The 22,724-nt window shown below is 70.7% G+C and carries 14 protein-coding genes; 7 read left to right on the forward strand and 7 right to left on the reverse strand.

The window, feature by feature from the left end; translation table 11 throughout:
- Positions 1-93 precede the first annotated feature (93 nt).
- The 4 genes from sucC to murA all read right to left on the reverse strand — a co-directional run bounded on the left by sucC (position 94) and on the right by murA (position 4,561).
- Positions 94-1,293: an ADP-forming succinate--CoA ligase subunit beta gene (gene sucC / locus WMF26_RS50185; RefSeq protein WP_437335041.1), complete on the reverse strand. Its 1,200-nt coding sequence runs from the start codon at positions 1,291-1,293 to the stop codon at positions 94-96.
- A 287-nt stretch (positions 1,294-1,580) separates the two neighbouring features.
- Positions 1,581-2,531: a hypothetical protein gene (locus tag WMF26_RS50190; protein WP_437998492.1), complete on the reverse strand. Its 951-nt coding sequence runs from the start codon at positions 2,529-2,531 to the stop codon at positions 1,581-1,583.
- A gap of 129 nt (positions 2,532-2,660) precedes the next feature.
- The gene (gene hisG / locus WMF26_RS50195; RefSeq protein WP_061626578.1) at positions 2,661-3,296 is read right to left on the reverse strand and encodes an ATP phosphoribosyltransferase; all 636 of its coding nucleotides are present in this window, start codon (positions 3,294-3,296) and stop codon (positions 2,661-2,663) included.
- Positions 3,293-4,561, reverse strand: a complete 1,269-nt coding sequence (gene murA / locus WMF26_RS50200) for a UDP-N-acetylglucosamine 1-carboxyvinyltransferase (protein WP_020742157.1) — start codon at positions 4,559-4,561, stop codon at positions 3,293-3,295. Before murA ends, hisG begins: the two co-directional genes overlap by 4 nt.
- A 144-nt stretch (positions 4,562-4,705) precedes the next feature.
- Between murA and WMF26_RS50205 the strand changes: the two genes are divergently transcribed.
- Positions 4,706-5,887 (forward strand): hypothetical protein, encoded by a 1,182-nt coding sequence (locus tag WMF26_RS50205; protein ID WP_437998493.1) that lies wholly within the window; start codon positions 4,706-4,708, stop codon positions 5,885-5,887.
- A gap of 52 nt (positions 5,888-5,939) precedes the next feature.
- Complete coding sequence (locus WMF26_RS50210) at positions 5,940-6,428, forward strand: DUF2452 domain-containing protein (RefSeq protein ID WP_020742159.1); 489 nt, start codon at positions 5,940-5,942, stop codon at positions 6,426-6,428.
- Between the two features lie 16 nt (positions 6,429-6,444).
- Here WMF26_RS50210 and WMF26_RS50215 read toward each other — a convergent pair whose 3' ends face one another.
- The gene (locus WMF26_RS50215; RefSeq protein ID WP_437335044.1) at positions 6,445-7,431 is read right to left on the reverse strand and encodes an NAD(P)H-quinone oxidoreductase; all 987 of its coding nucleotides are present in this window, start codon (positions 7,429-7,431) and stop codon (positions 6,445-6,447) included.
- 9 nt (positions 7,432-7,440) lie between these two features.
- Positions 7,441-8,601, reverse strand: a complete 1,161-nt coding sequence (locus WMF26_RS50220) for a serine/threonine-protein kinase (protein WP_236644345.1) — start codon at positions 8,599-8,601, stop codon at positions 7,441-7,443.
- Between the two features lie 451 nt (positions 8,602-9,052).
- Here WMF26_RS50220 and WMF26_RS50225 point away from each other — a divergent pair, with 451 nt between their 5' ends.
- The 5 genes from WMF26_RS50225 to WMF26_RS50245 all read left to right on the forward strand — a co-directional run bounded on the left by WMF26_RS50225 (position 9,053) and on the right by WMF26_RS50245 (position 18,658).
- On the forward strand, positions 9,053-10,723 hold the full coding sequence (locus WMF26_RS50225) for a serine/threonine-protein kinase (RefSeq protein WP_437998494.1): 1,671 nt from the start codon (positions 9,053-9,055) through the stop codon (positions 10,721-10,723).
- 337 nt (positions 10,724-11,060) lie between these two features.
- On the forward strand, positions 11,061-14,147 hold the full coding sequence (locus WMF26_RS50230) for an AAA family ATPase (protein ID WP_020742163.1): 3,087 nt from the start codon (positions 11,061-11,063) through the stop codon (positions 14,145-14,147).
- Between the two features lie 188 nt (positions 14,148-14,335).
- On the forward strand, positions 14,336-16,576 hold the full coding sequence (locus tag WMF26_RS50235; RefSeq protein ID WP_437953143.1) for an SLC26A/SulP transporter family protein: 2,241 nt from the start codon (positions 14,336-14,338) through the stop codon (positions 16,574-16,576).
- Between the two features lie 222 nt (positions 16,577-16,798).
- Complete coding sequence (locus WMF26_RS50240; RefSeq protein ID WP_437998495.1) at positions 16,799-17,767, forward strand: polyamine ABC transporter substrate-binding protein; 969 nt, start codon at positions 16,799-16,801, stop codon at positions 17,765-17,767.
- A gap of 306 nt (positions 17,768-18,073) precedes the next feature.
- Positions 18,074-18,658 (forward strand): GNAT family N-acetyltransferase, encoded by a 585-nt coding sequence (locus WMF26_RS50245; protein ID WP_437335048.1) that lies wholly within the window; start codon positions 18,074-18,076, stop codon positions 18,656-18,658.
- Between the two features lie 598 nt (positions 18,659-19,256).
- Here the strand turns inward: WMF26_RS50245 and WMF26_RS50250 are convergent.
- Positions 19,257-22,199 carry a TonB-dependent receptor domain-containing protein gene (locus tag WMF26_RS50250; protein ID WP_437998496.1) on the reverse strand — a complete coding sequence of 981 codons (2,943 nt, stop codon included), beginning with the start codon at positions 22,197-22,199 and terminating at the stop codon, positions 19,257-19,259.
- Positions 22,200-22,724: the final 525 nt, after the last annotated feature.

The following is a 22,724-nucleotide window of genomic DNA, read 5'->3' on the forward strand; positions in this document are numbered from 1 at the left end:
CTTGATTACTCTACCTTCAACGTGGACAGGAGCTCGGCAATCGCCGGTCGCTCGCTGCTCAACTGGGTTCGGGGCTCGGTGCTCGCGGGCGCCCTAGGCGCCGCTCTGGGCCTTGCCGCGCGTGGCGGCGACGATCTTCTGCGCGCCGTCGGCCATGGAGCTCGCCGACTGGATGGTCAGGCCGCTCTCGTCGAGCAGCTTGCGGCCGGCCTCGACGTTGGTCCCCTCGAGGCGGACCACGAGAGGCACCTTGAGCCCGAGCTCCTTCGCCGCGGCGATGACCCCGGCCGCGACGACGTCGCAGCGCATGATGCCGCCGAAGATGTTCACGAAGATGCCGCGGACCCGCTCGCTCTTGAGGATGATCTGGAACGCGGTCTTGACCTGCTCCTGCGAGGCGCCGCCGCCGACGTCGAGGAAGTTCGCCGGCCTGCCGCCGTAATGGAGGATGATATCCATCGTCGCCATCGCGAGCCCGGCGCCGTTCACGAGGCAGCCGATGTCGCCGTCGAGCGACACGTAGGACAGCCCGGACCGCTTCGCCTGGAGCTCGACCGGGTCCTCCTCGTCGACGTCGCGCATCGCGTTCCACTCGGGGTGCCGGAACTCGGCGTTGTCGTCGAAGCTCACCTTCGCGTCGAGCGCGAAGACGTCCCCCGCGCCGGTCACGACGAGCGGGTTGATCTCGAGCAGCGAGCAGTCCTCCGCGGTGAAGCACGTGTAGAGCGACGCCACCAGCTTGAGGAACTGGCGCTGCGTCTCCTTCGCGGTGAGCCCGAGCGCGATCGCGAGCTGCCGCCCCTGGTACGGGGCGAGGCCGAGCACCGGATCGACGAAGAGCTTGAAGATCTTCTCCGGCGTGCTGTGGGCCACCTCCTCGATGTCCATGCCGCCCTCGGTCGAGGCGATCACCGCGATGCGGCGGCGCTCGCGATCGACCAGCATCGCGAAGTAGAGCTCGCGCGCGATGTCGAGGCCCTGCTCGATGTAGAGCCGGCGGACCTTCTGCCCCTCGGGGCCCGTCTGCTTGGTGACGAGCTGCATGCCGAGGATCTTCTCGGCGAGGGCGGTCGCTTCGGCGCTGCCGCCCTTCGCGACCTTCACGCCGCCGCCCTTGCCGCGGCCGCCCGCGTGGATCTGCGCCTTCACGACGACGACCGGGTTGCCCGTCTGCGCGATCAGCCGGTCGGCGATCGGCGCCACCTCGCTCGCCTGGAAAGCGGGCTCCCCTTTCGGTACCGGCACCCCGTAGCGGGCGAAGAGCTGCTTGCCTTGATACTCGTGGATTTTCATGAGAGGGGCCGCAACCCTATCACAAGGGCGAGCCCCGCAAGGCGCGAAAAACAGGGTCGCCTGCGTCGGTCGCGTGTTGCGTGGTTACATGGTGACGTGGTTGCGCGCTCGCTCCGTTTCGAGTGTTTCGCGCCGGCCGCCGCATCGATGGAAAAGTGCGACGCCGCGGCGCTCGACGCCGTCTGCCTCCGTCGCTGTCAGGCGCGCGGTGACGGGCGCAGACGGCGCGCAGACGGCGCGCTGACGGCGACGGCGTCCCGCGCCGCAGCGCCGCTGCCGTCGTCTCGTCACTTGGCCGCGTACGGGGGCGGCTCGGGCCGGCGGAGGGCCACGAGGGCGAAGAGGCCGGGCAGGATGTCGTCCTCGACCTTGGAGGCCTTGCCTTCGAGGCTGATCTTCAGCTCGTCGAACGGCGTGAAGGTGAGCCCGGCGCTCGCGGAGACGCTCGGCTGGGGCGCGAACAGGAACGCAGAGAGCGCGCCCTCGTGCTCGTGGAGAGCCTGGACTCGGAAGAGCGGATGGATTGGCAACGTCGGAAGGACATTGGCGATGACCTCGCCGCCCACCCACGGCTTGAGCTCGATCGCGCCGGCCTCGTCCGCCGCGCCGACGAGCCCGACGCTGCCGTCGAGCGACACCGACAGCGCCTCGGCCGGGTAGAGCTCCAGGGCGACGACCGCCGAGTAGAAATCGATCGTCGGATAGAACGCCACGCCCGACCAGGTCGACCAGAGCGCCTGCATCGTGGTCAGGCCGGCGCCGAACGTCGGCGCGTCGACGTCGAGGTCGAAGCCGCCGAAGACGTTGATCTCGTATCCCTCGCCGAGGACGAGCCCGGGCTCGACGCCGAGCATCCGGCCGGGGACCGTGCTGATCATCGTCGAGAAGGTCGGGAAGTAGTTGGTCCAGCTGTCCCAGTCCTCGATGCCAATCGCGTGCGAGACGATGCCCAGCCGGAGGTGGTAGTCCTCGCGGCCGATCTGGAGCATCGCCCACTCGGGCGGGCCGATCTTGAGCTCCGGCGCGGGCAGCGACCACGCGGGGTAGACGAACGCCGGCAGGCCGAACGCCGGCAGGCCGAGCGGCGCCGAGGCGGCCTGCACGTCGAGATCGAGCCGGAAATACAGCGACTCGGTCGCGAGCCGCAGCCCGACCTCGGCCTGGGCGACGGCGTCGAGGCGGAGGGCCCCCGGGGGATCGCGGTGCACGCCGGCGACGATGCTGGTCCCCCCGCCCACCCACGCGTCGATGTCGGCCGGGAGCGCGGCGAATAGCGGTAGCAGCTGGGCCTCCTCTCTCTCGTGTCTCGGGTGGGCGGCGGGCTCATCCTCGTCCGCGAGCGGCGGCGGCGGGCGCGCCCGCGGCGGTCACCGCGCCGCGCCGGCCGTCGCGGCCCGCAGGCGCTCGACAAGCGGCCGCACGGCGTCGCTCCGCAGCTTGTACGACGCGCGGTTCGCGATGAGAAGGGTGCTCACCTCGGTGACCGTCTCGAGCACCTCGAGGCGATTTTCGCGCAGCGTGGCCCCCGTCTCGACGATATCGACGATCAGGTGGGAGAGGCCGACGAGCGGCGCGAGCTCCACGGAGCCGTGGACGGGGATGATCTCGGCCACCACGCCCTTGCTCGCGAAGTGATCCCCGGCGATCCGCGGGTACTTCGTGGCGACGCGCGGCAGGTCGGGGATCGGCGTCCCCTCCGGCCCGGCCACGACGAGGCGGCAGCGGCCGATCCCGAGATCGAGCGGCGTGTAGAGATCGTGGCGGCGCTCGAGGAGCGTGTCGCGGCCGGAGACCCCGAGGTCGGCGGCGCCGTACTCGACGTAGGTCGGCACGTCGTCGGGCTTCAGGAACACGTACCGGAAGGCGCCGTCCGCCGTGGGCCGGACCAGGCGGCGATCGCTCTCCTGGAGCGGCGTGCTGTCGAGGCCGGCGCGCTGCACGAGCGGGATCAGATCCTTCAGGATCCGCCCCTTGGGCACGGCGATGGTGAGCGGCTTGGTCATCCGGCCCGCCCCTCGACCCGCACCGTGTCGGCGCCGAGCTGCGCGAGCTTGCGCTCCATGAACTCGTAGCCGCGGTCCAGGTGGTAGACGCGCAGCACCTCGGTCTCGCCCTCGGTCGCCACGAGCCCGGCGATGACGAGCGAGGCGCTCGCGCGCAGATCCGTCGCCATCACGGTCGCGCCCGACAGCGGCGCGCCGCCGTGGACGTGCGCCGTGTGGCCGTCCACGTCGATGTGCGCCCCCATGCGCGCGAGCTCGGGCACGTGCATGAAGCGGTTCTCGAAGATGGTCTCGACGATGCGCGACGTGCCCTGCGCGAGGCACATCAGGACCATGAACTGCGCCTGCATGTCGGTCGGGAAGCCGGGGTGCGGCGCGGTCGTGACGTCGACGGCGCGCAGCGGCCGGCCGTCGCGGCGGACGCGCACGCAGTCGCCCTCGCGGCCCACCTCGACGCCCGCCTGGCGGAGCTTGGCCGCGACCGCCTCGAGGTCCTCGAGCGGCGCGTTCTCGATCAGCACGTCGCCGCCGGCGGCGGCCGCCGCGACCATGTACGTGCCGGCCTCGATCCGATCCGAGATGATCGCGTGGTCGAACGGCTCGAGCTCGTCGGCGCCCTCGATGTGGATGACGTCCGTGCCGGCGCCGCTCACGCGCGCGCCCATCTTGTTGAGCACCCGGCCGAGCTCCTCGACCTCCGGCTCGCGGGCGCAGTTCACCAGCGTGGTGCGGCCCTTCGCGAGCGCGGCGGCCATCATCAGGTTCTCGGTGCCCGTCACCGTCGGCAGATCGAACACGACCTCGGCGCCGCGCAGCCGCTTGCACTCCGCGACGATGTAGCCGCGCGACAGCCGGATCGTCGCGCCGAGCGCCTCGAGCCCCTTGAGGTGCTGGTCGACCGGGCGCGTGCCGATCTGGCAGCCGCCGGGGAGCGACACCTTGGCGCGGCCGAAGCGCGCGAGCAGCGGGCCGAGGACCATCACGCTCGCGCGCATCTGCTTGACGAGCTCGTACGGGGCCTCGGGCCGCACGTTGTCGCCGGCGCCGACCTTGACGAGCGGGGCCGCGACCTCGACGTTGCGGCCGAGGAACCGCAGCAGCGCGGAGGTCGTGTCGATGTCGCGGAGCGCGGGCACGTTGCGGAGCAGGCTCTCGCCGTCGGAGAGCAGCGTCGCGCAGAGGATCGGCAGCGCCGCGTTCTTCGCGCCGCTGATGCGGATCTTGCCGGAGAGCGGCTTGCCGCCCCGGATCCGGATGGAGTCCATGCCCCCGCTATCGCACAACCCGCGGCGGAACGCGATGTTTCGGGGGACGCCGCCCGCCGCGCTGGCGCGCCGCCCGCGCGCCGCCCGCGCGCCGCGGCGACTCGGGCCCCACTTTCCCCGGCGCTGGTCTAGTCTCCTCCGGCCATGCGACCGAGCGCCATCGCCCTGTCCTCGCTGCTCGCCGTCTCCGTGGCCTCGGCCGCCGCCGCCCAGCCGTCGGCGGACCTCCGCGGGTTCCGCGCCTCGATCGACCCCGGGTCCGGCGTCTACACGGAGCCCGCCGCCACCCCGGACACGGGCGAGTGGAGCGCGAGCCTCTGGGCCTCCTACGCCTACCGCCCCATCGTCCTCCGCCATCCGTCCTCGAGCGAGGCCCGCTTCGACGTCCTCCGCCACCAGGTCAGCGCGGACTTCGCGGCCGGCGTCGGCGTCGCGCGGCGCCTGCTCGTGGGGCTCACGCTGCCGGTGGTCCTCTACCAGTCCGGGGACGAGCCCACGTCCGACGCCACGCGGGTGCTCGGCGACACGTGGGTCCCGGCGCAGGCGCTCGGCGATCTCGGCCTCGTCGGCAAGCTCACGCTGGTGCAGCCCACCGCCGGCGAGCTCGGGGGGTTCGCGCTCGCGCTGCACGAGCGCTTCACGCTGCCGACGGGCGACGAGGCGTCGTTCGTGGGCGAGGGGAGCGTCACGAACGAGCTCAGGCTCCTCGCCGAGTACCGCCTGATCGCGTTCGGCGCGCACCTCGCGGCCGGGCTCAAGCTGCGCGCCGACGAGGCCCGCTTCGGGTGCCGGGCGACGCCGGCCACCGCCGCGGGGGACCCGTGCCCCACGGTGTTCGGCCACGAGCTCCCCTTCGGCCTGGGCCTCTCGTTCCGGCCGCAGATCCTGGGCATCGACCCGGAGGGGCGCGCCACGTTCTTCCTGGAGGCGTACGGGCACCTGCCGCTCTCGCCGATCGCGCCGTTCGACAACCAGGAGACGGCCGCGCTGGAGCTCGCCCTCTCGGCGCGCTACGCGCTCGGCGACGTCTCGTTCCTGGGCGGCGTCGGCACCGCGCTCGTCGGCGGCGTCGGCACCTCGCCGCTGCGCGCCGTCCTCTCGGTCGCGTGGACCCCGCGCGTCCACGACGCCGACGGCGACGGCGTGGACGACAAGGCCGACCAGTGCGGCGAGCTCGCGGAGGATCGCGACGGCTTCCAGGACGAGGACGGCTGCCCCGAGGGGGACAACGACGAGGACGGCGTCTTCGACGACGAGGACCGCTGCCCGACGCAGAAGGAAGACGAGGACGGCGTCGAGGACGAGGACGGCTGCCCCGACCCGTGACGGCGCCGCTACGGCGCGCGAGGGCGCGCTGCACTAAGCTCGGGGTCTCCGCATGAGCGACGACGGTTTCACGAAGCACGGCGGCGGCCGCCACGAGGGGCCCGCCCGCACCTCGCCGTACCCCCTGAGCCGGCTCTCCGCGCCGCACGAGCTCGTCGACGTGGCGCGCGAGATCCAGCAGGCCGACGCGCTGCTCGGCGCGGTCACCGGCGGCAAGCTCGCGCAGATCGCCCGGCAGATCCGGTCGCTGCAGGAGCAGGCGCGGCAGGTCCTCGAGGCGGCGCAGCGCGACAGCGAGCTCCACCGCGCGGCGTGCAACTTCAAGAAGCGGCCCGGCCACGTCTACCACCTCTACCGGCGCGGCGACGGCGTCCGCTACCTCTCGATGCTCTCGCCCGAGGAGTGGGGCGGCGCGCCGCCGCACGCGTTCGAGGGCTCGTACCGGCTCGAGCTCGACATGTCGTGGACGCCGGCCGACGAGGCCGACGCGCACGACGCCGAGGCCGGCGCGCTCGCGAAGCTGCTCGGCCCCGGCGGGTGACGCGGCGCCCGCGCGCTCACGCGCCGATGCGGAGCAGCACCTTCCCGAACGACGCGTTGCTGGCCATGTAAATGTGCGCCGCGGCGGCATCGTCGATCGAGAAGACCCGGTCGACGACGGGCCGCACGGCGCGGCGCGCGAGCCACGGGGAGATGTTCCGCTCGAGCGCCTGGGCCGCCGCGATCTTCTCCTCGAGCGGGCGCGAGCGGAGCACGGTGCCGATGAGCTCGACGCGCTTGCGCAGGAGCTCGCGCAGGTCGAGCTCCGCGGACGCGCCGGCCGTCAGCCCGACGAGCGCGATGCGCGCCCGGGGCGCGCACGCCTTGAGGTCCTCGGCGACGTACGCGCCGCCGACGAGGTCGAGCACCACGTCGACGCCCGCGCCGCGCGTCGCCTTCAGCACCTCGTCGGCGAACTTCCCGCCCGGCGCCGCGACCCCGGCGTCGAGCCCGAGCTCCCGGCAGCGGTCCAGCTTGTCCTGCGTGCGCGAGGTCCCCACGACGAAGCACCCGAGCGCGCGGGCGATCTGGAGGCCGGCGGTGCCCACGCCGCTGCCGGCCGCGTGCACGAGCACGCGCTCGCCGGGGGCGAGCCGCGCGCGCGTGACGAGCGCGTCGTAGGCGGTGACGAACGCCTCGGGGACCGCCGCCGCCTCCTCGTCGGAGAGCCCGTCCGGCACCGGCGCGACCTCGCGCTCGTGGGCGACGATCCGCTCGGCGTAGGCGCCGCCCGGGACCAGGCCGAAGACGCGATCGCCGGGCGCGAAGCGGCGCGCGCCCTTGCCCGCGGCCTCGACGACGCCGGCGTACTCGAGCCCCGGCACGTCGGGCGGCGCGCCGGGCGGCGCCGGGTACATGCCGAGCCGCTGCAGCAGATCGGCGCGGTTCACGCCGGCGAAGCGGACGGCGACGCGCACGTGCCCCTCGGGCACGTCGGGCGCGTCCACCTCGCGCACCTCGAGGACCTCGGGACCGCCCGGCTCGCGGATGACGACGGCTCGCATGATCGCCGCTCAGTCTTCCATGGGCGGCGGGAGCACGCTCTTCCGGTAGAAGTACTCCACCTTCTCCGAGTCCGGATCGACCGGCTCGCCCGCCGGCTCGGTCGGCGCGCCGCCGCCGATCGCCGCCTCGATCTGCACCTGCTCGAGCGCGTCCATCATCGAGGCCGCGCTCGGGAAGCGCTCGTCGCGGTCGAGCGCGAGCGCGCGCATCGTCGCGACGTCGAGCGAGTGCGGCACCTCCGGCCGCAGCATGCGCGGGCGGATCGGCTTGACGCGCTGGATCTCGGCGAGCAGCGCCGCCGGCGTGGGCGCCTTGAACGGCAGCTGCCCGGTGAGCATCACGTAGAGCAGCATGCCCACCGAGTAGAGGTCCGCGCGCGCGTCGAGGTCGCGGACGCCCTGGGCCTGCTCCGGCGCCATGAAGGCGGGCGTGCCGGCCACCGAGTGGCTCCCCGCGGCGCCGGTCGAGACCAGGATCGACGACGCGGGCCCGGTGTTGAACGCCTCGGCGACGCCGAAGTCGAGCACCTTCACGGTGAGCGGGCCGCGATCGCCGCCGACGAGGCAGATGTTGTCCGGCTTGAGATCGCGGTGGAGGATGCCCTCGTTGTGCGTGACGACGAGCGCGCTCAGGACCTGGACCGCCACGTCCAGCACGACGGGGATGGGCATCGGGCGCTCGCGCCCGAGCCGCTCGGTGATGGTCTCGCCCTCGAGCCGCTCCATCACGAGGTAGGGCGTGCCGTCCTCGAGCACGCCGAGATCGTAGACCTCGACGATGTTCGGGTGGCCGAAGCGGCCGGCGACGGCCGCCTCGTTGTGGAAGCGGGCGATCGCCGTCTTGCTCTGCGCGTACTGGGCGCGGAGCGTCTTGATCGCGACCCGGCGCCGCAGGCCGATGTGGATCGCGTCGTAGACCATCCCCATCCCGCCCTTGGCGATGACGCCGAGGATGCGGTAGCGATCGTGCAGCAGCCGGCCGACGAGCGGGGCCTCCTTCGTCGGCCGGGGCTGATCTGGATCGATGTCGGGCGGCAGCGGGCCGTCCACCGGCCAGAGCGACTCGCCCCTGCTCGTCGGCGGCACCCGCGTCGAGGAGGGCGGGGCGACGCTCGGCGTGAGCGCCGTGCCGTGCACCGGGCACCTCTCGGTGTCCGACGGGTGCGGCAACCCGCACGCCTGGCATCGGATGAAGTGCTGCGGCGGCATCGGGGACCCGGTCAGAGTACGGGTACATCCGCCCATGCAGCAAGCTCGTTCAGGGACCCAGCGTCCCGGCCGGGGGCGCCCGCCCACAGCGTGTGGTCGGGTAGCCAACGAATGTCATCTTCAGCAGCTGGGTTGGATCGGCTCGCAGCTTACGGTAGGCTGAGCTCAAACGTGCCGCAGCCGGTCCGGAAGCCAAGCCGACGAGCGCGGGCGGTACCGCAGCGAAGGCAGGTCCCAGAATTTGCGCCAGAACGGACACCAGGACGTAAGCCAGGACGTAAGCAGCACGTAAGTCGCGCATAGGTCGAACGTCAGCCGAACGTAGGGCGGCGCGGGACGGGCACGGGGTACGCTTTCCCCGAGTGCCAGCAGTGGGGGCCAGCGGGATGGGAAGGGGAAAGAGACAGAGGCCATGAGCACGGCGGAGAAGCTTTCGGACGGTGCCTCGGCCAGCGGAGAGTCCGACCCGCTGCTGGGAAAGGTCTTGAATCAGAAGTTCAAGATCCACTCCCTGCTCGCGACGGGCGGCATGGGCGTCATCTATCGCGGAGAGCAGATCGCCCTCGAGCGCCAGGTCGCGATCAAGGTCCTGACGCCGACGAACTCATCCAATCAAATCGACCCCAACTTTCATAAGCGCTTCTTCCTCGAGGCGAGCATCCTCGCCCGGCTCCAGCACCCGAACATCGTCACGGTCTTCGACTACGGCCGAGTCGAGAACATGGAGCCCGAGCGGTACTTCATGGCCATGGAGTTCCTCGAGGGCGAGACGCTCTTCCGGCGGCTGCGCAAGGCCGGCCGCCTGTCGGCGCCCGACGCGATGGGCGTCGCCCGGCAGATCGCGCGCGGGCTCCGCGAGGCGCACAAGCACGGGGTGGTGCACCGCGACCTGAAGCCGTCGAACGTCATGCTCGTCCCCGGCGAGGACACCGGGGAGCTCGTCAAGATCCTCGACTTCGGCCTCGTCAAGGTGCTCGCGGACGACTCGGAGGAGCTCACGCAGCAGGGCTCGTTCCTCGGCTCGCCGCGCTTCATGTCGCCCGAGCAGATCTCGCACGGCAAGGTCGATCTCCGGACGGACGTCTACTCGCTCGGCGTCATCGTGTATCAGATGCTCTGCGGGAAGGTCCCGTTCGAGGCGCAGAACTCGGTCCAGATCCTGATCGCCCACCTGCAGCAGCCCGTCCCGCGGATGCGCGAGCGCAACCCCGAGGCCGACGTGCCCGAGCCGCTCGAGGCGTTCGTGCTGCGCTGCCTGTCGAAGGATCCGGAGGGCCGCCCGGCCAACATGGAGGCCTTCATCCGCGGCCTCGCCGAGTGCGCGCAGGCGATGGGCCTGTCCCCGGCGTTCGGCTCGACGGGCCTCGTCACCATGGACTCCACCGGCACCGGCAGGATGCCGACGCCGATGCCGCCCGTGCGCGTGATGACCGCGATCCCCGCGAGCCCGTCGCCGCCGTCGTCGTCCGGCGGCGCGGCCTCGCAGGTGGACGACGCGTCGCTCGGCGCCGCCTCGCGCCCGGCCGACGCGGCGCCGCAGGGCCGCAAGGGCCTCGTGCTCGTCGCCGTCGGCGTCCTCGCCGTCGCGGGCATCGGGGTCGCGATGTCGCAGATGCGCCCGAGCGAGCCGCCGCCGGCCCCGGCCCAGCCGGAGAAGCCGCAGGTCGCCCCGGCCCCGCCGCCGGCCGACGTCGGGACGTTCGTGCTGATGGTCGAGTCCATGCCCTCCGGCGCCGAGGTCCTCGAAGACGGCAAGCCCCTCGGGACCACGCCGCTCCAGCTCTCGATCTCGAACAGCTCGGTGCGCGCCAACCCCCGCCGGCTGACCGTCCGGCAGGAGGGGTACGAGCCGTACTCGATCGTCCAGGGCCCGTCGGATCAGTCGGTTCGCCTGGTCGCCACGCTCACGAAGCGCGCGGCCGCGCCGACGAGCTCGCCGGCCGCGCCCACCCCGCCGCCCCCCGTCGCCCCGGCGCCGCGGCCCTACTCCGGGCGGCCCGCCGCGAGGCCCACGCCGACGCCCGACGCGCCGCCCCCTGCTGCTCCGTCTCCCCGGCCGCTGGACATTCAAATCGAGCGATGACCCGAAAGCGCCCCGCACGCCTGCTCGTCGTCTCCCCGTCTGTCCTCGCCGCGCGACCGCTCCGGGCGGATGTCCCAGCCGACGCGGAGGCGCCAAATTCCAGGCTCTCCGCGGCCGGGCGCCGCCCGCGAGGCGCCGGTGTGCTGCGCTCTGCGGAACGGGCGCACGCTCGCCGCGCCGGCACCGCGCAGGTAGGCAGCAGCCGCAGCGTCGTCGCCGTCGATCGAAGATCCCGGTATTCATCTGTTCCCGCCGGCAGTAGACTCCAGGCTCTGCGTCCCGCAGACGCGCTTCCCAGGCCGATTCCAAGCGGGATCCGTTGCTGAGGAGCAAGGAAATGAACCCGCTCGTCCCCGACTTCATCATCCAGCAAGACGCTCTCGGCAACACCGAGGGCAGCTTCACGGGGGCGGTGTTGATGATCGACATCCCCGGCTTCACCGAGCTCACGGAGAAGCTGATGCAGCACGGGCGCGCGGGCGCGGAGACGCTCGCGGGCACGCTCCGGTACTACTTCGACCCGCTCATCGCCGCGGTCCACCACGCCGGAGGCTTCATCACGAACTTCGCGGGCGACGCGTTCACGGCGCTGTTCCAGGACACGCCCGACCGCAAGGTCGCCGAGTACGTGCTCGGCGCGGCGCTCTCGATGCGCGACCTCTTCGCCGAGCACCCCGAGCGCGACACGCCCTTCGGCAGCTTCCCGTTCTCGTTCCGGATGGGGCTCGCGTGGGGCTCGGTCGAGTGGGGCATCGTCCGCATCTCCCCGGAGCGCGCGTACTACCACTTCCACGGGCAGGCGCTCGCCGCGTGCGTCGCGATCGAGCGGCAGGCGCAGAAGGGGGACATCCTCCTCGACCGCGCGCTCTGCGATCGCATACCGCCCGCGAGCGCGAAGTACCACGGCGAGGGCGTCTACAAGCTCGGCGACGTGCCCGCGCCCCGGCTGCCGCAGGTCCCGCGCAACCCGCCGCGCGGCGACGGCGCCGCGTTCGTGGCGAGGGGCGTCGCGGACATGCCGCCGGAGGGCGAGTTCCGCAACGTCACGAGCGTCTTCCTCTCGTTCGAGCAGATCCCGAGCTTCGCCGAGCTCACGCGCCTCCTGCACGAGCTCTCGGAGCTCTACGGCGGCACCTTCACCGGCATCGACGCGGGCGATCTCGGCATCGCCGCGCTGATCCACTTCGGCGCGCCGATCACGCACGAGAACGACAACGATCGCGCGCTCGACTTCGCCCTCGAGCTGAAGAAGCGCGGCCTCCGGCAGATGCGCCTCCGCGCGGGGATCACGCGCGACGTCCGCTACGCCGGCTTCAACGGCGGCACCGAGCGGCACGAGTTCGCGTGCATCGGCCGCGCGACGAACCTCGCCGCGCGCCTCGTCGCGAAGGCCCCCTGGTCGGCGATCTGGGCCGACGAGCAGGTCTTCCGCGCCGGCGAGACGAGCTACCAGTGGACGACGGAGAACATCTTCCGGTTCAAGGGCTTCGACCTGCCCATCCTCGTCTACTCGCTCGAGCGCCGCCGCATCTCGGTCCAGAAGGAGTTCTACGACCTCGGCCTCATCGGGCGCGAGGCGGAGATCGAGCAGCTCGCGCGCTACGTCGGGCCGATCTTCGAGGGCAAGCCGGCCGGGATCATCTACATCGACGGCGAGCCGGGGCTCGGGAAGAGCTACCTCGTGCAGCGCTTCCGCCACCGGTGCGAGGAGCACCAGAGCGACCGGCCCTTCCTGTGGATCGACGCGCGCTGCGACCAGACGCTCCAGAGCTCGCTGAACGCGTTCGAGTTCGCGCTGAAGGAGTACTTCTGGGAGTCCTCCGCGCTCGGCAAGGAAGAGAAGCTCACGAACTTCGACGACGCGTTCGAGTACCTCCTCGAGCGGCTGCCCGAGAGCCAGAGCGCGCTGAAGCGCGAGCTCGACCGCGCGCGCTCGGTGTTCGCCGCGCTCATCGGCATCCGCTGGGAGGACTCGCCGTACGAGCGCCTGCACCCGAAGCTCCGGTACACGAGCACGCTCTCGGCGCTGTCCTTCGTCTTCCTCGCCGAGGCGTCGCTCCAGCCGGTGATCCTGCACCTCGAGGACGCGCACTGGGCCGACGAGGACTCGCTCGAGGCGGTGCGCGTGATCGCGCGCGCGTGCCGGGGGCTGCCCATCGCGATCATCTGCACGACGCGGCGCAAGGACGACGGCACGCCGGTGCGCATCCCGCTCGACCCGGGGATCTCCGAGAAGGTGATCGAGCTGAAGCCGCTGCCGCGCGAGCAGCTGCTCGCGCTCGCGGTCCCGTTCTTCGGCGGCCCGATGCCGGACATGCTCGCGACGCTCCTCTGCGAGACCGCGGGCGGCAACCCGTTCTTCGCGCAGGAGATCCTCGCCTACTGGCTCGAGGACGGGCGCTACGGCTCGAGCTCGAGCTCCATCTCGATCTCGAACACGTTCATGCCGCCGAAGAACGTGAACAGCCTGCTCATCTCGCGGCTCGACCGGCTCGACGCGAAGGTGAAGCAGACGATCGTCGCCGCGGCGGTCCTCGGGCGCGAGTTCGACCTGCGCGTGCTCGCGCTGATGCTCCCCGACGCCTCCGTGCTCGAGGAGCACGTGCGCATCGGCGAGGCGCAGTGCATCTGGTCGCAGATGACGGAGCGGCGCTTCCAGTTCAGCAACGCGCTCCTCCGCAACGCGGCCTACGAGATGCAGTCGCGCGCGCGCCTGCAGGAGCTCCACCGGCTCGCCGCCGAGGCGATCGAGAGCCTGTACGGCGACGACCTCGAGGACCAGCTCGTGGCGCTCGGCCGGCACTGGCGCCGCGCGGGCAAGGTCGATCACGCGCGCCGCTACTTCCTCGCGGGCGCCCGCAAGGCGGCGGCGCGCTACGCCCACGAGGAGGCGACGCGCCTCTACCGCGTCTACTTCAAGCTCTCGCCGGAGCCGACGCCCGAGAGCGTCGTCGTGCGCTACGAGTTCGCCCGAGACGTCCTCGAGGCGCGGGGCCGGTACCAGGAGGCGCGGCAGGAGCACATCCGCGTGCTCACCGACGCGCAGAAGCTCGGCGATCGCGCGTCCGAGTCGCTCGGCTTCCTCGGCCTCGGCCGCACGCACTGGGCGATGCAGCAGCCGGACGACGCGCGCACGTACTGGGAGGAGGGGCTGCGCGCCGCGCGTGAGGCGGGCAACCTCCCGGCCGAGGGGCTCACGCTCGCGAGCCTCGGGATGGCCTACGCCGTCCAGGGCCGGTACGACGCCGCCCGCACGCTCTACTCGCGCGCGATCGCCATCGAGCGGCAGATCGGCAACCGGCGCGAGGAGGCGAGGCTCCTCGCGGAGTTCGCGAAGCTGCACCGGCTGAGCGGTCACCTCGGCGAGGCCGAGGCCCTGCAGGAGCAGGCCGCGGCGATCGAGCGTGAGCTGGGCGCCTCTTGAGCCGGGGCGGGGGGCCACGGCGCCCCCCGCCCGCCACGCCGCCACCATCGTCGTCGCGACCCTCGCTGCCGCATACCTGCCCGGCTGCAGAATCGCTATGCTCGGCTCGCCTGCGGGTCGACGCTAGCGCCCCTCGAGCCTAGCGCGGCGCGGATTTCGCCACATCGTCCGAGAGGTCTCTCAAGAGCATGACACAGCAGGAAGCAGGGGACGTTGCGGAGCCGGCGCGTGAGGAGCAGCGCGGGTCGGCGAAGCGGCTCAAGCTGGTCCAGGCGGCCCTGGCCGCCGCGGTCTCGGGGACGCTGGTCGTCACCTTCGACATCTCGCTGGCGGCGCTCGTGTTCACGCACGACTTCGCGGACCGGCTGTCGAAGGGGATCGGCATCTTCCTTGTCAGCTCCGTGATCGTCGGGGTGATCGTCGCCCTCCTCAGCTCCTTCCGCCCCGTCATCGCCGCGCCGCAGGAGGACGCCGCCGTCATCTTCGCCTCGATGGCCTCGGCCATCGCGGCCGGCGTCCACAAGGTCGACCCGAACGCCGACGCGTTCCCGACGGTGATCGTCGCGATCGCGCTCACGTCGGTCGTCGCCGGCGGCTTCTTCCTGCTGCTCGGCATCCTCCGCCTCGGGGTGCTGGTCCGCTTCATCCCCTACCCGGTGGCCGGCGGCTTCCTCGCCGGCGCCGGCTGGCTGCTCGTCCAGGGGTCGCTCTCGGTCATGTCCGGCAAGCCGGCCACGCTGCCGATGCTGCCGGAGCTGTTCGCGAGCTCGCTCGACAAGGTCCTCACCGGCCTCCTGTTCGGCCTGCTGCTCGTGGCGCTCCTCCGGCGCTACACGAACCTCTTGCTCCTGCCGATCCTGCTCGTCGGGTCGACCGGCGTCTTCTACCTCATGCTCACCCTCGCCGGCTCGAGCGTGACGCAGGCGTTCGCGGACGGGTGGCTCCTCGGGCCGTTCCCGCGCGAGGGGCTCTGGCCGCCGGTCGAGGTCTCGGATCTCCAGAAGGTGAACTGGCCCGTCCTGTTCGACAGCGGCGGCAACATGGTGGCGGTGACCGTCATGGCGGCCATCACCGTGCTCCTGAGCGCGTCCGGCGTGGAGCTCGCCACCGAGCAGGAGATCGACCTCGATCGGGAGCTCAGGGCCACCGGCGTCGCGAACATCGTCGGGAGCATGTTCGGGTGCGTCGTCGGGTACATGTCGATGCCCGAGTCGTCGATGAACTTCAAGACCGGCGCGAACACCCGCCTGGCCGGCCTCTTCGCGGCGTCGGTCAGCGCGCTCGTGCTGATCATCGGCGCCGACGCGATCAGCTATTACCCGCGCCCGGTGCTCGGGGGGCTCATCGCGTACCTCGGCTTCCACTTCCTGATCAACACGCTGTACGAGGGCTATTTCCGGCTGCGCCGGACCGAGTACCTCGTCGTGGTGGTCATCCTCCTCGTCGTCGCGGTCTGGGGCTTCCTCCTCGGCGTGGCCGTGGGGCTCGGCGTCTCGCTCATCCTGTTCGCGCTCAGCTACAGCCGCATCGAGGTTATCCGCAACGCCATCTCCGGCGTGCACCTCCGCAGCAACGTGGCCCGCAGCGACGGCGAGGAGATGACGCTGATGGAGCGCGCCAAGCAGCTGTACATCCTCCAGCTCCAGGGCTATGTGTTCTTCGGTACGGCGTACAACCTCCTCACCAGCGCTCAGCAGCGCATCCAGAGCACGGACGCGGAGATTCGGTACCTGCTCCTCGACTTCCGGCACGTCAACGGGCTCGACTCCTCGGCCATCGCCAGCTTCCTCCGGCTCCGCCGCCTCGCGAAGGCGAACGGCGTGAGGCTCATCCTCACCGAGGTCCCGGCGGACATCAGGAACCACCTCGAGCGCGGCGAGGTCGTGATCGAGAACGACGACGTGTGCCGGATCTACCCGGATCTGGACCGCGGCCTGGAGGCGTGTGAGAACGAGATCATCCAGGAGGCGCCCCCGAGCATGCTGCCGCCGCCCATGCTCTTCTACGACCTCCAGGACGTCTTCAACGGCAGGGAAGATATGCTGCGCTTCCTGGGCTACCTGGAGCGCGTCGAGGCCCCGGCGGGGTTCGACCTGTTCCGGCAGGGCGACGTCTCCAAGGATCTCTACCTCATCGAGAGCGGTGAGCTGACGGCGTGGCTCGAGATCGACGGGAAGAAGATCAAGCGGCTCCGCACCATGGGGCCGGGCTCCGTGGTCGGCGAGTCCGGGCTGTACATGGGCGAGAAGCGCTCTGCGACCGTGACCGCGAGCCGCCAGGCCACGCTCTACAGGCTCTCGGAGGAGGCGCTGCGGCGGCTCACCGACGAGGCGCCCGAGCTGGCGGCCGCGTTCCACCACTTCGTGGTCACGCTGCTCGCGCGACGAATCGTCCACTCGACTGGTCCTGTCAAATCATTGTTCAACTAGTGCGAAGAACGTCCAGTCATGCCGCGTCCCCGCGAGATGCCTTGAACAAGAAGGAGAAAGGACGGACTAATGCAATACCGACGTAGACCCCTGGTGCTTGCTTCGCTGCTGCTGGGGGTCCTTTCGCTTATGGCTTGCGGCAAGAAGGAGTCCCCGGCTCCGGGGCAGGAGCCGGCCGCCGGCGCCAAACCAGCCGCGCCCGCCGAAACAGGCGAGCTGAACTTGCTGATCTTCCCAGATTACATCGACGAGAAGATCATCAAGGAGTTCGAGGCACAGACCAAGGCACAGGTGCGCCTGACCCGGTACGACTCCACCGAGGAGATGGAGAGCAAGCTGGCGTACGCGGGCGCCGACAGCCAGTACGACGTCGTGATCATGGCCAGCCAGATCCTGCCCAGGATGGTGCGGCGCAACCTGGTCAGGGCGCTGGATCACGCGCAGATCCCGAACCTCAAGAACCTCGAGTCGCGGTTCGCCGGGCCCGGGTTCGACGACGGCAACAAGCACGGCGTTCCGTACCAGTGGGGCACCGTCGGCATCGTCTACAACAAGAAGAAGCTGCCCAACCTCGACCCTTCCTGGTCGGTGCTGCTCGACCCGCAGAAGCTGGCGGGGACGTTCGTGCTGCTCGACGAGCAGCGGGACATGCTGGGCTCGGTGCTCAAGTACAAGGGGCACTCGAGCAACACGACGAACGCCGACGAGATCCGGGAGGCCGGGCGCGTCCTCAAGGAAGTGAAGAAGCAGCCGAAGTGCCTCGGCTTCAAGGGCGGCGTGGGCGCCATGGAGGACGTCAGGGCGGGCTCCGTCGACATGGCGGTCGTCTGGAACGGGGACGCGCAGAAGCAGATCGAGCAGGACAAGGAGCGCCTCGCGTTCGTGATCCCCAAGGAAGGCTCGGTCATCTGGGTCGACGTGATGACGATCGCGGCGAAGGCGCCTCACCCCGAGCTGGCCCACAAGTTCATCAATCACGTGCTCACGCCGGAGGGCGGCGCGCAGCTCTCGATGTACACGAAGTACGCGACGCCCAACGCCGCGGCGCAAGGGAAGCTGCCCGACGCCGATCGCACGAACACGCTCATCTACCCGACGAAAGAGGTGGCGGATCGCCTGGAGCACCACCGCGACCTCGGCGAGGCGGCGAAGGTGTTTGACGAGGTCTGGACGGAAGTGAAGTCACAGTGACGCCATCGTGGCGTCACCATCGATGGTGGCGCGGCGCGCGACCGCGGGCTCAGGGAGGCACCTCTGCCCACGTCGGCGGACACGCACCTGCCGTGAAGTCGCCTGTCTGACCCTGCGTGGCCGGCGGCGCGCTGGCTCTCCCCTGGACACTCCCGATGTGAGGCGGAGCGCGACCTCGTGTGAGGCGCGATGCGCGGCGCGTCAGCACGCGCGGCGGACACAATCCGCTCGCGCGCACGCCAGATTGCTGCGCGGAGCGCCGCGGAACGATGATAGGCTGGGCGTTATACCTGGGAGAAGCCCCTGATGAGTAGCCCTCTCGACCTTCCGTTCGCCGTTCATCCTCGACTCGAGACAGAGCGCCTGATCCTGCGTGAGATCGTGGAATCCGACGCAGAAGCCCTGTTCTCCGTCTGCTCCGACGATGAATGGTTGAGGCTGTGGGGCGCTCCCGTCCACAAGACGGTCGCCGACACAAGGAAGATGATCGGCATGCTCAAGCGCGCGCACCAGGAGGGGTCGCAGCTGCGATGGGGCATCAGCGTGCGGGGGTCGGATCACCTGATCGGCGCCGCCGGGTTCTTCCGCTTCCTGACGCCGCACTACCGCGCCGAGATCACGTACGAGCAGGCGAAGACGGCCAGCGGCAAGGGGTACATGACGGAGGCGCTGCGCGCCGTCGTGCGGTTCGGGTTCGAGCAGCTCGACCTGCACACGATCGAGGCGGGCATCGACCCCGAGCACGGCCCGTCGCTACGGGTCGCGGAGCGGGTCGGCTTCCAGCGCGAAGGGTACCTCCGGGAGAACTACTTCTTCCAGGGGAAGTTCTACGACACGATCCTGTGTACGATGTTCAGCCCCAAGCCGGCGCAGCGGCCGTACAACAAGTGACGGGGCTTCTGCGGGTCTCGTAGGCTTCCAGGTCGTCCCGAGCTGTCCGGCCCCCGGAGCGGGCGGTCGTCGCGCGGGGCGGGGGATGGGCTGAGCTCGCCTGGGGCGTCCTGTCCCCGTCGTGCGGCGCACGACGGAGACAGGACGCCACTCGGGCTCAAACATCAGCCCATCTCCCACCTCGCGCGACGACCCCCCCGCCCGGGGGCCTTCGTTTGTCCATGAATCGAGGCGCTTCTGCGCTGGAGCGCATCGACCAGCGTGAGGCCGCGTGACGGTGCGGGCCGCGTGACGGTGCGCGCCGCGTGACGGTGCGGGCCGCGTGACGGTGCGCGCCGCGTGACGGTGCGGGCCGCGTGACGGTGCGCGCCGCGTGACGGTGCGCGCCGCGTGACGGTGCGCGCCGCGTGACGGTGCGCGCCGCGTGACGGTGCGCGCCGCGTGACGGCGGGGGCCGCCGGACGGTGCGCGCCGCGTGACGGTGGGTGCTACGTGGCGGCGGGCCGCTGGAACGCGCGAGGGGACAAAAGGACAGCGCCCCTCCGCCGAACGGGGAGGGGCGCTCTGCGACGCTGGCTGCCGCCAGCGCCGGCGCTGCTCAGAGGCTCATGTTGAGCGAGGCGAGGAACGTACGGCCGCTTTGCGGGAACTTGGCGATGGTGTACTGCGCGGCCGTAGGCGCCGTCCAGCGCCAGTCGCCGACGTTGTAGACGCCGACGTTGTACCGGAGATTGCCGACGTCCAGCTGCCCGGAGACGACGATGTCCCAGATCACGGCCGGCTCGGTCTTGGTCTGGGGAGGCGGCTCGCCCGTGATATCCTCCCCCTCGAACGTCTTCACGTTGCGGTCGAACCTCGGCGCCTCGACCGTCAAGCGCGACGCCAGGACGACCGCCTTGCCGAAGAGCGGGGCCGCGCCGCGGGCCGACGCCATGTGCTCCGGCGAGTTCGGGACGTTGCGCAGCTTGTTGACGCCGCTGTCCTCCAGGTACCGCGCCTTCGCATAGGAGTACGAGAGCGACGCCATCCACCCCTGGCGCCACTCGCGGCGCAGCTCGGCCTCGCCACCGACGACCAAGATCGGAACCTCGGTGTTCTCGTAGCGCGTCTTGTCGTCTTCCGTCTGGCTCCCCTGCTGGAAGATCAGGTTGCTCAGGTGGTTCACGTACCCCGCGCCGAGCGCCGAGACCGTGGAGGAGAGCCGGTGGGTGAACTCGACCTCACCCGACCAGACGTTCTCGGGCTCGAGATCCGGCGAGGGCCTGTAGGTCACGTGCGGAGTGTCATTCGGCACGGTCGGATTCGGAGAAAGAGCATACCCGTAGAACAGCTCCTGGATGGAGGGCGCGCGGAACGCGCGACCGCCGGTGATCTTCAGGTTGCCCTGCTCGTACGGCTTGATGATGAGCGCGATCCTGGGGCTCGGGACGGGCGCCGCATCCTCCAGCGTCGAGTAGTAGTCGAAGCGTGAGCCGGCCGAGATGCGGAGCCGCTCCGACGGCGTGATGTCGACGAGCGCATACGCCGCGAAGATCCGGTAAGGGTGCTTGTCGAGAGCGGTCGTATCCGTCCACTTCGCAGGATCGTCGCTCAGCGGGAGGTAGACGAAGTCATGGCGACCGGTGCCGTCGATGGCCGTGTTGACGCCCTGCTGCGCGGCGGTGAAGTGCAGCTGCGCCTCGGCGCCCGCGGTGATCTTCAGCTGCTGGATCGGGCTGAACTCGACCCGTTGCTCCGCGAGCAACCAGACGTCGTCGAATTTCTCCTGGTCATAGACCTGGCTCATGCCCGGCGCGGCAAACGGAGGGTAGTACCAGAGCCTGTCTCTGAACTGGTACAGGTTGATGCTCGCGCGGGTCAGCGTCGCGAGCTTGTCCCCGAAGCGCGGCGAGAGCGAGAGCTCGAGGAACCCACGGGTGTCCTTGTAGTACGTCTTGTCGACGCCGAGCTGCGTCGTCGCGACGCCGTTGGGGACCGTCTTGTCGCGGGAGTTCAGGTACCACTGCGCCGAGAACGACTTCAGCCAGAGCCGCCCCTGGAAGGTCCCCACGGTGAACTTGTCGTTGCCCCGTGAGTGACCGTCGAAGTCGTAACGGTTCGGGTTGTAGATCGGCCGATCTCGCTCGTCGAGCACCGGCGGGGGATCGCTGGACGTGAAGTGATTCTTGTAATCGCCGAAGTAGTAATCCCGCCCGAGACTCCGCGCGGCGCCGACGGACGCCCAGACGCCGGAGTCGCGCCCGAGCGGCAGCTGGAACGACGCGCGCCCGCGGACCAGCGAGTTGTCGGCCGTGCCCACGCCGAAGCCCACGCTGCTCGCCGTCGGGCGGCCCTTGGTCACGATGTTGACGACGCCGGAGAACGCGCCGGTACCGTAGAGCACCGAGCCGGGGCCCCGCACGATCTCGATCCGCTCCACGTCCTCCAGGTCCGTTCGGGCGAGGTAGTCGAAGTACGACAGGTTGACCCAGCTGTCGTTCATCGAGTGGCCGTTGAGCAGCGTCAGCATGCGGTTGCCGAAGTCGCCTGGCAGGTTGATCCCGCGGACGCCCGCGAACGTGTAGACGCCGTCGTACGTCGTGTAGACGCCGCGCGTGCCCCGGAGCGCCTCGGCGACGGTCGGATAACCCATCGCGCGCAGCTCCTGCCCGGGGATGATGGTGACCGAGCCGGGGGCGTCCTCGACGGCCTCCGTCGAACGAGACGCGGCCTCGACCTCCTCGAGCTGCCGGAGCGAGATGTCGATCCGGGTCTGCTGGCTCGCCACGACGGTCGCGACCTGCTCCACCGGGCGGAAGCCGCGGAGCGAGACGCGCACGCGGCGCTGGCCGCTCTGCACGTTGAGCACCGCCGGCGTGAAGCCCATCGGCTTGCCGTCGACCTCGACGAGCGCGTCGCGCTCGTCCGCGTTGACCACCAGGCTGCCCGTGAGCGGGTTCAGGCGGTAGCGCGCGGTCACCGTGCTCGCGGCCGCGACGTTCACGTCCTGCTCCGACGGCTGATACCCCTCCTGCGAGAGGTACAGGCGGTGCCGGCCCGGAGGCAGCGTGAGGTCGCACGGCGCGGTGCACGCCGGCGGGCCGCTCGCGTCGTTGACGCGCACCGTCGTGCCCGCCGTCTCGCCCACCACGCGCACCGTCCCGATGATGCGCTTCAGCTTGACCTCGACGTTCGTCTGCTCGCCGAGCTTCGCCTCGACGTTCTCGACCTCCGCCGGCTCGTAGCCCTCGAGATCGACGATGATCTTGTGCTTCGTGTTGGGCGGGAAGCCGAGGAGGCGCGGCGTGTTGCCGCGGCCGCCGAGATCACGGCGGTTGATGTACACCGTCGCTCCCGGCGGGTCCGTCGTCACCTTGATGACGGCGACGTTCGGGCGTATGCGCGCGAGCGCCTCCTCGATGGCGGGCCGGCGCGCCGCGTTGGGCTCCTGCTCGAGCGCCTGAACGTAGTAGCGGAACGCGTCCGGGTACTCCCCGAGCGCCTCGTACGTTCGTGCGATGTTGAAGATGACGTTGCGGTTCGGCACGAGCCGGTTCGACACCAGGAAGTGCTCCAGGGCGCCCCGGTAATCGGCTTTGGCGTAACGCTCCGTGGCGATCCTGAAGTGTAGATCGGCCTCATCGGCCAGATCGTCCGCCCAGGCAGGCCGACCGGAGAATGTGAGGAGTGAAACGAGTATGAGTAGGAGTGCGGAACGACGAAAGCTCATCTTTCGATCTCGATTCCCAGCGGTCGTAGTGGAGCGCAAGGCGCCGTCCGCCGGGGCCCAGCAGTCACGCTGAGACACGGCGAGCTTCGGACGAACAGCCGCATTGCCGGGTCAGCTTACCGTAAGCCGTGAGCCGATCCAACCTGTTCGCACAAGCGGCGGACGCCCCCACGTCCACGTCGCCGCCGCTGTGTAGGCGCTTCTGCGCGGGCCGCGTGACAGCGTGAGCGGGCCGCGGTCGAGCCCAGCGCGCGGAGCTCGCCGCGCGCGCGGATCTCCCCGGAACCGCTCGCGCTCCCGCGCGCCGCGAGGCAAGCGCCCGAGCTCGGGCTCGCTCGCGCGCCGCGCCGCGCCCGA

The sequence above is a fragment of the Sorangium sp. So ce185 genome (assembly GCF_051526825.1).
Lineage (GTDB): Bacteria > Myxococcota_A > Polyangia > Polyangiales > Polyangiaceae > Sorangium > Sorangium cellulosum_D.

Excerpts from the sequence above, each read along its gene's own strand:
- sucC (WP_437335041.1), bottom strand. The coding sequence starts at position 1,293 with ATGAAAATCCACGAGTATCAAGGCAAGCAGCTCTTCGCCCGCTACGGG.
- hisG (WP_061626578.1), bottom strand. The coding sequence starts at position 3,296 with ATGACCAAGCCGCTCACCATCGCCGTGCCCAAGGGGCGGATCCTGAAG.
- murA (WP_020742157.1), bottom strand. The coding sequence starts at position 4,561 with ATGGACTCCATCCGGATCCGGGGCGGCAAGCCGCTCTCCGGCAAGATC.
- WMF26_RS50205 (WP_437998493.1), top strand. The coding sequence starts at position 4,706 with ATGCGACCGAGCGCCATCGCCCTGTCCTCGCTGCTCGCCGTCTCCGTG.
- WMF26_RS50210 (WP_020742159.1), top strand. The coding sequence starts at position 5,940 with ATGAGCGACGACGGTTTCACGAAGCACGGCGGCGGCCGCCACGAGGGG.
- WMF26_RS50215 (WP_437335044.1), bottom strand. The coding sequence starts at position 7,431 with ATGCGAGCCGTCGTCATCCGCGAGCCGGGCGGTCCCGAGGTCCTCGAG.
- WMF26_RS50225 (WP_437998494.1), top strand. The coding sequence starts at position 9,053 with ATGAGCACGGCGGAGAAGCTTTCGGACGGTGCCTCGGCCAGCGGAGAG.
- WMF26_RS50230 (WP_020742163.1), top strand. The coding sequence starts at position 11,061 with ATGAACCCGCTCGTCCCCGACTTCATCATCCAGCAAGACGCTCTCGGC.
- WMF26_RS50235 (WP_437953143.1), top strand. The coding sequence starts at position 14,336 with ATGACACAGCAGGAAGCAGGGGACGTTGCGGAGCCGGCGCGTGAGGAG.
- WMF26_RS50245 (WP_437335048.1), top strand. The coding sequence starts at position 18,074 with ATGAGTAGCCCTCTCGACCTTCCGTTCGCCGTTCATCCTCGACTCGAG.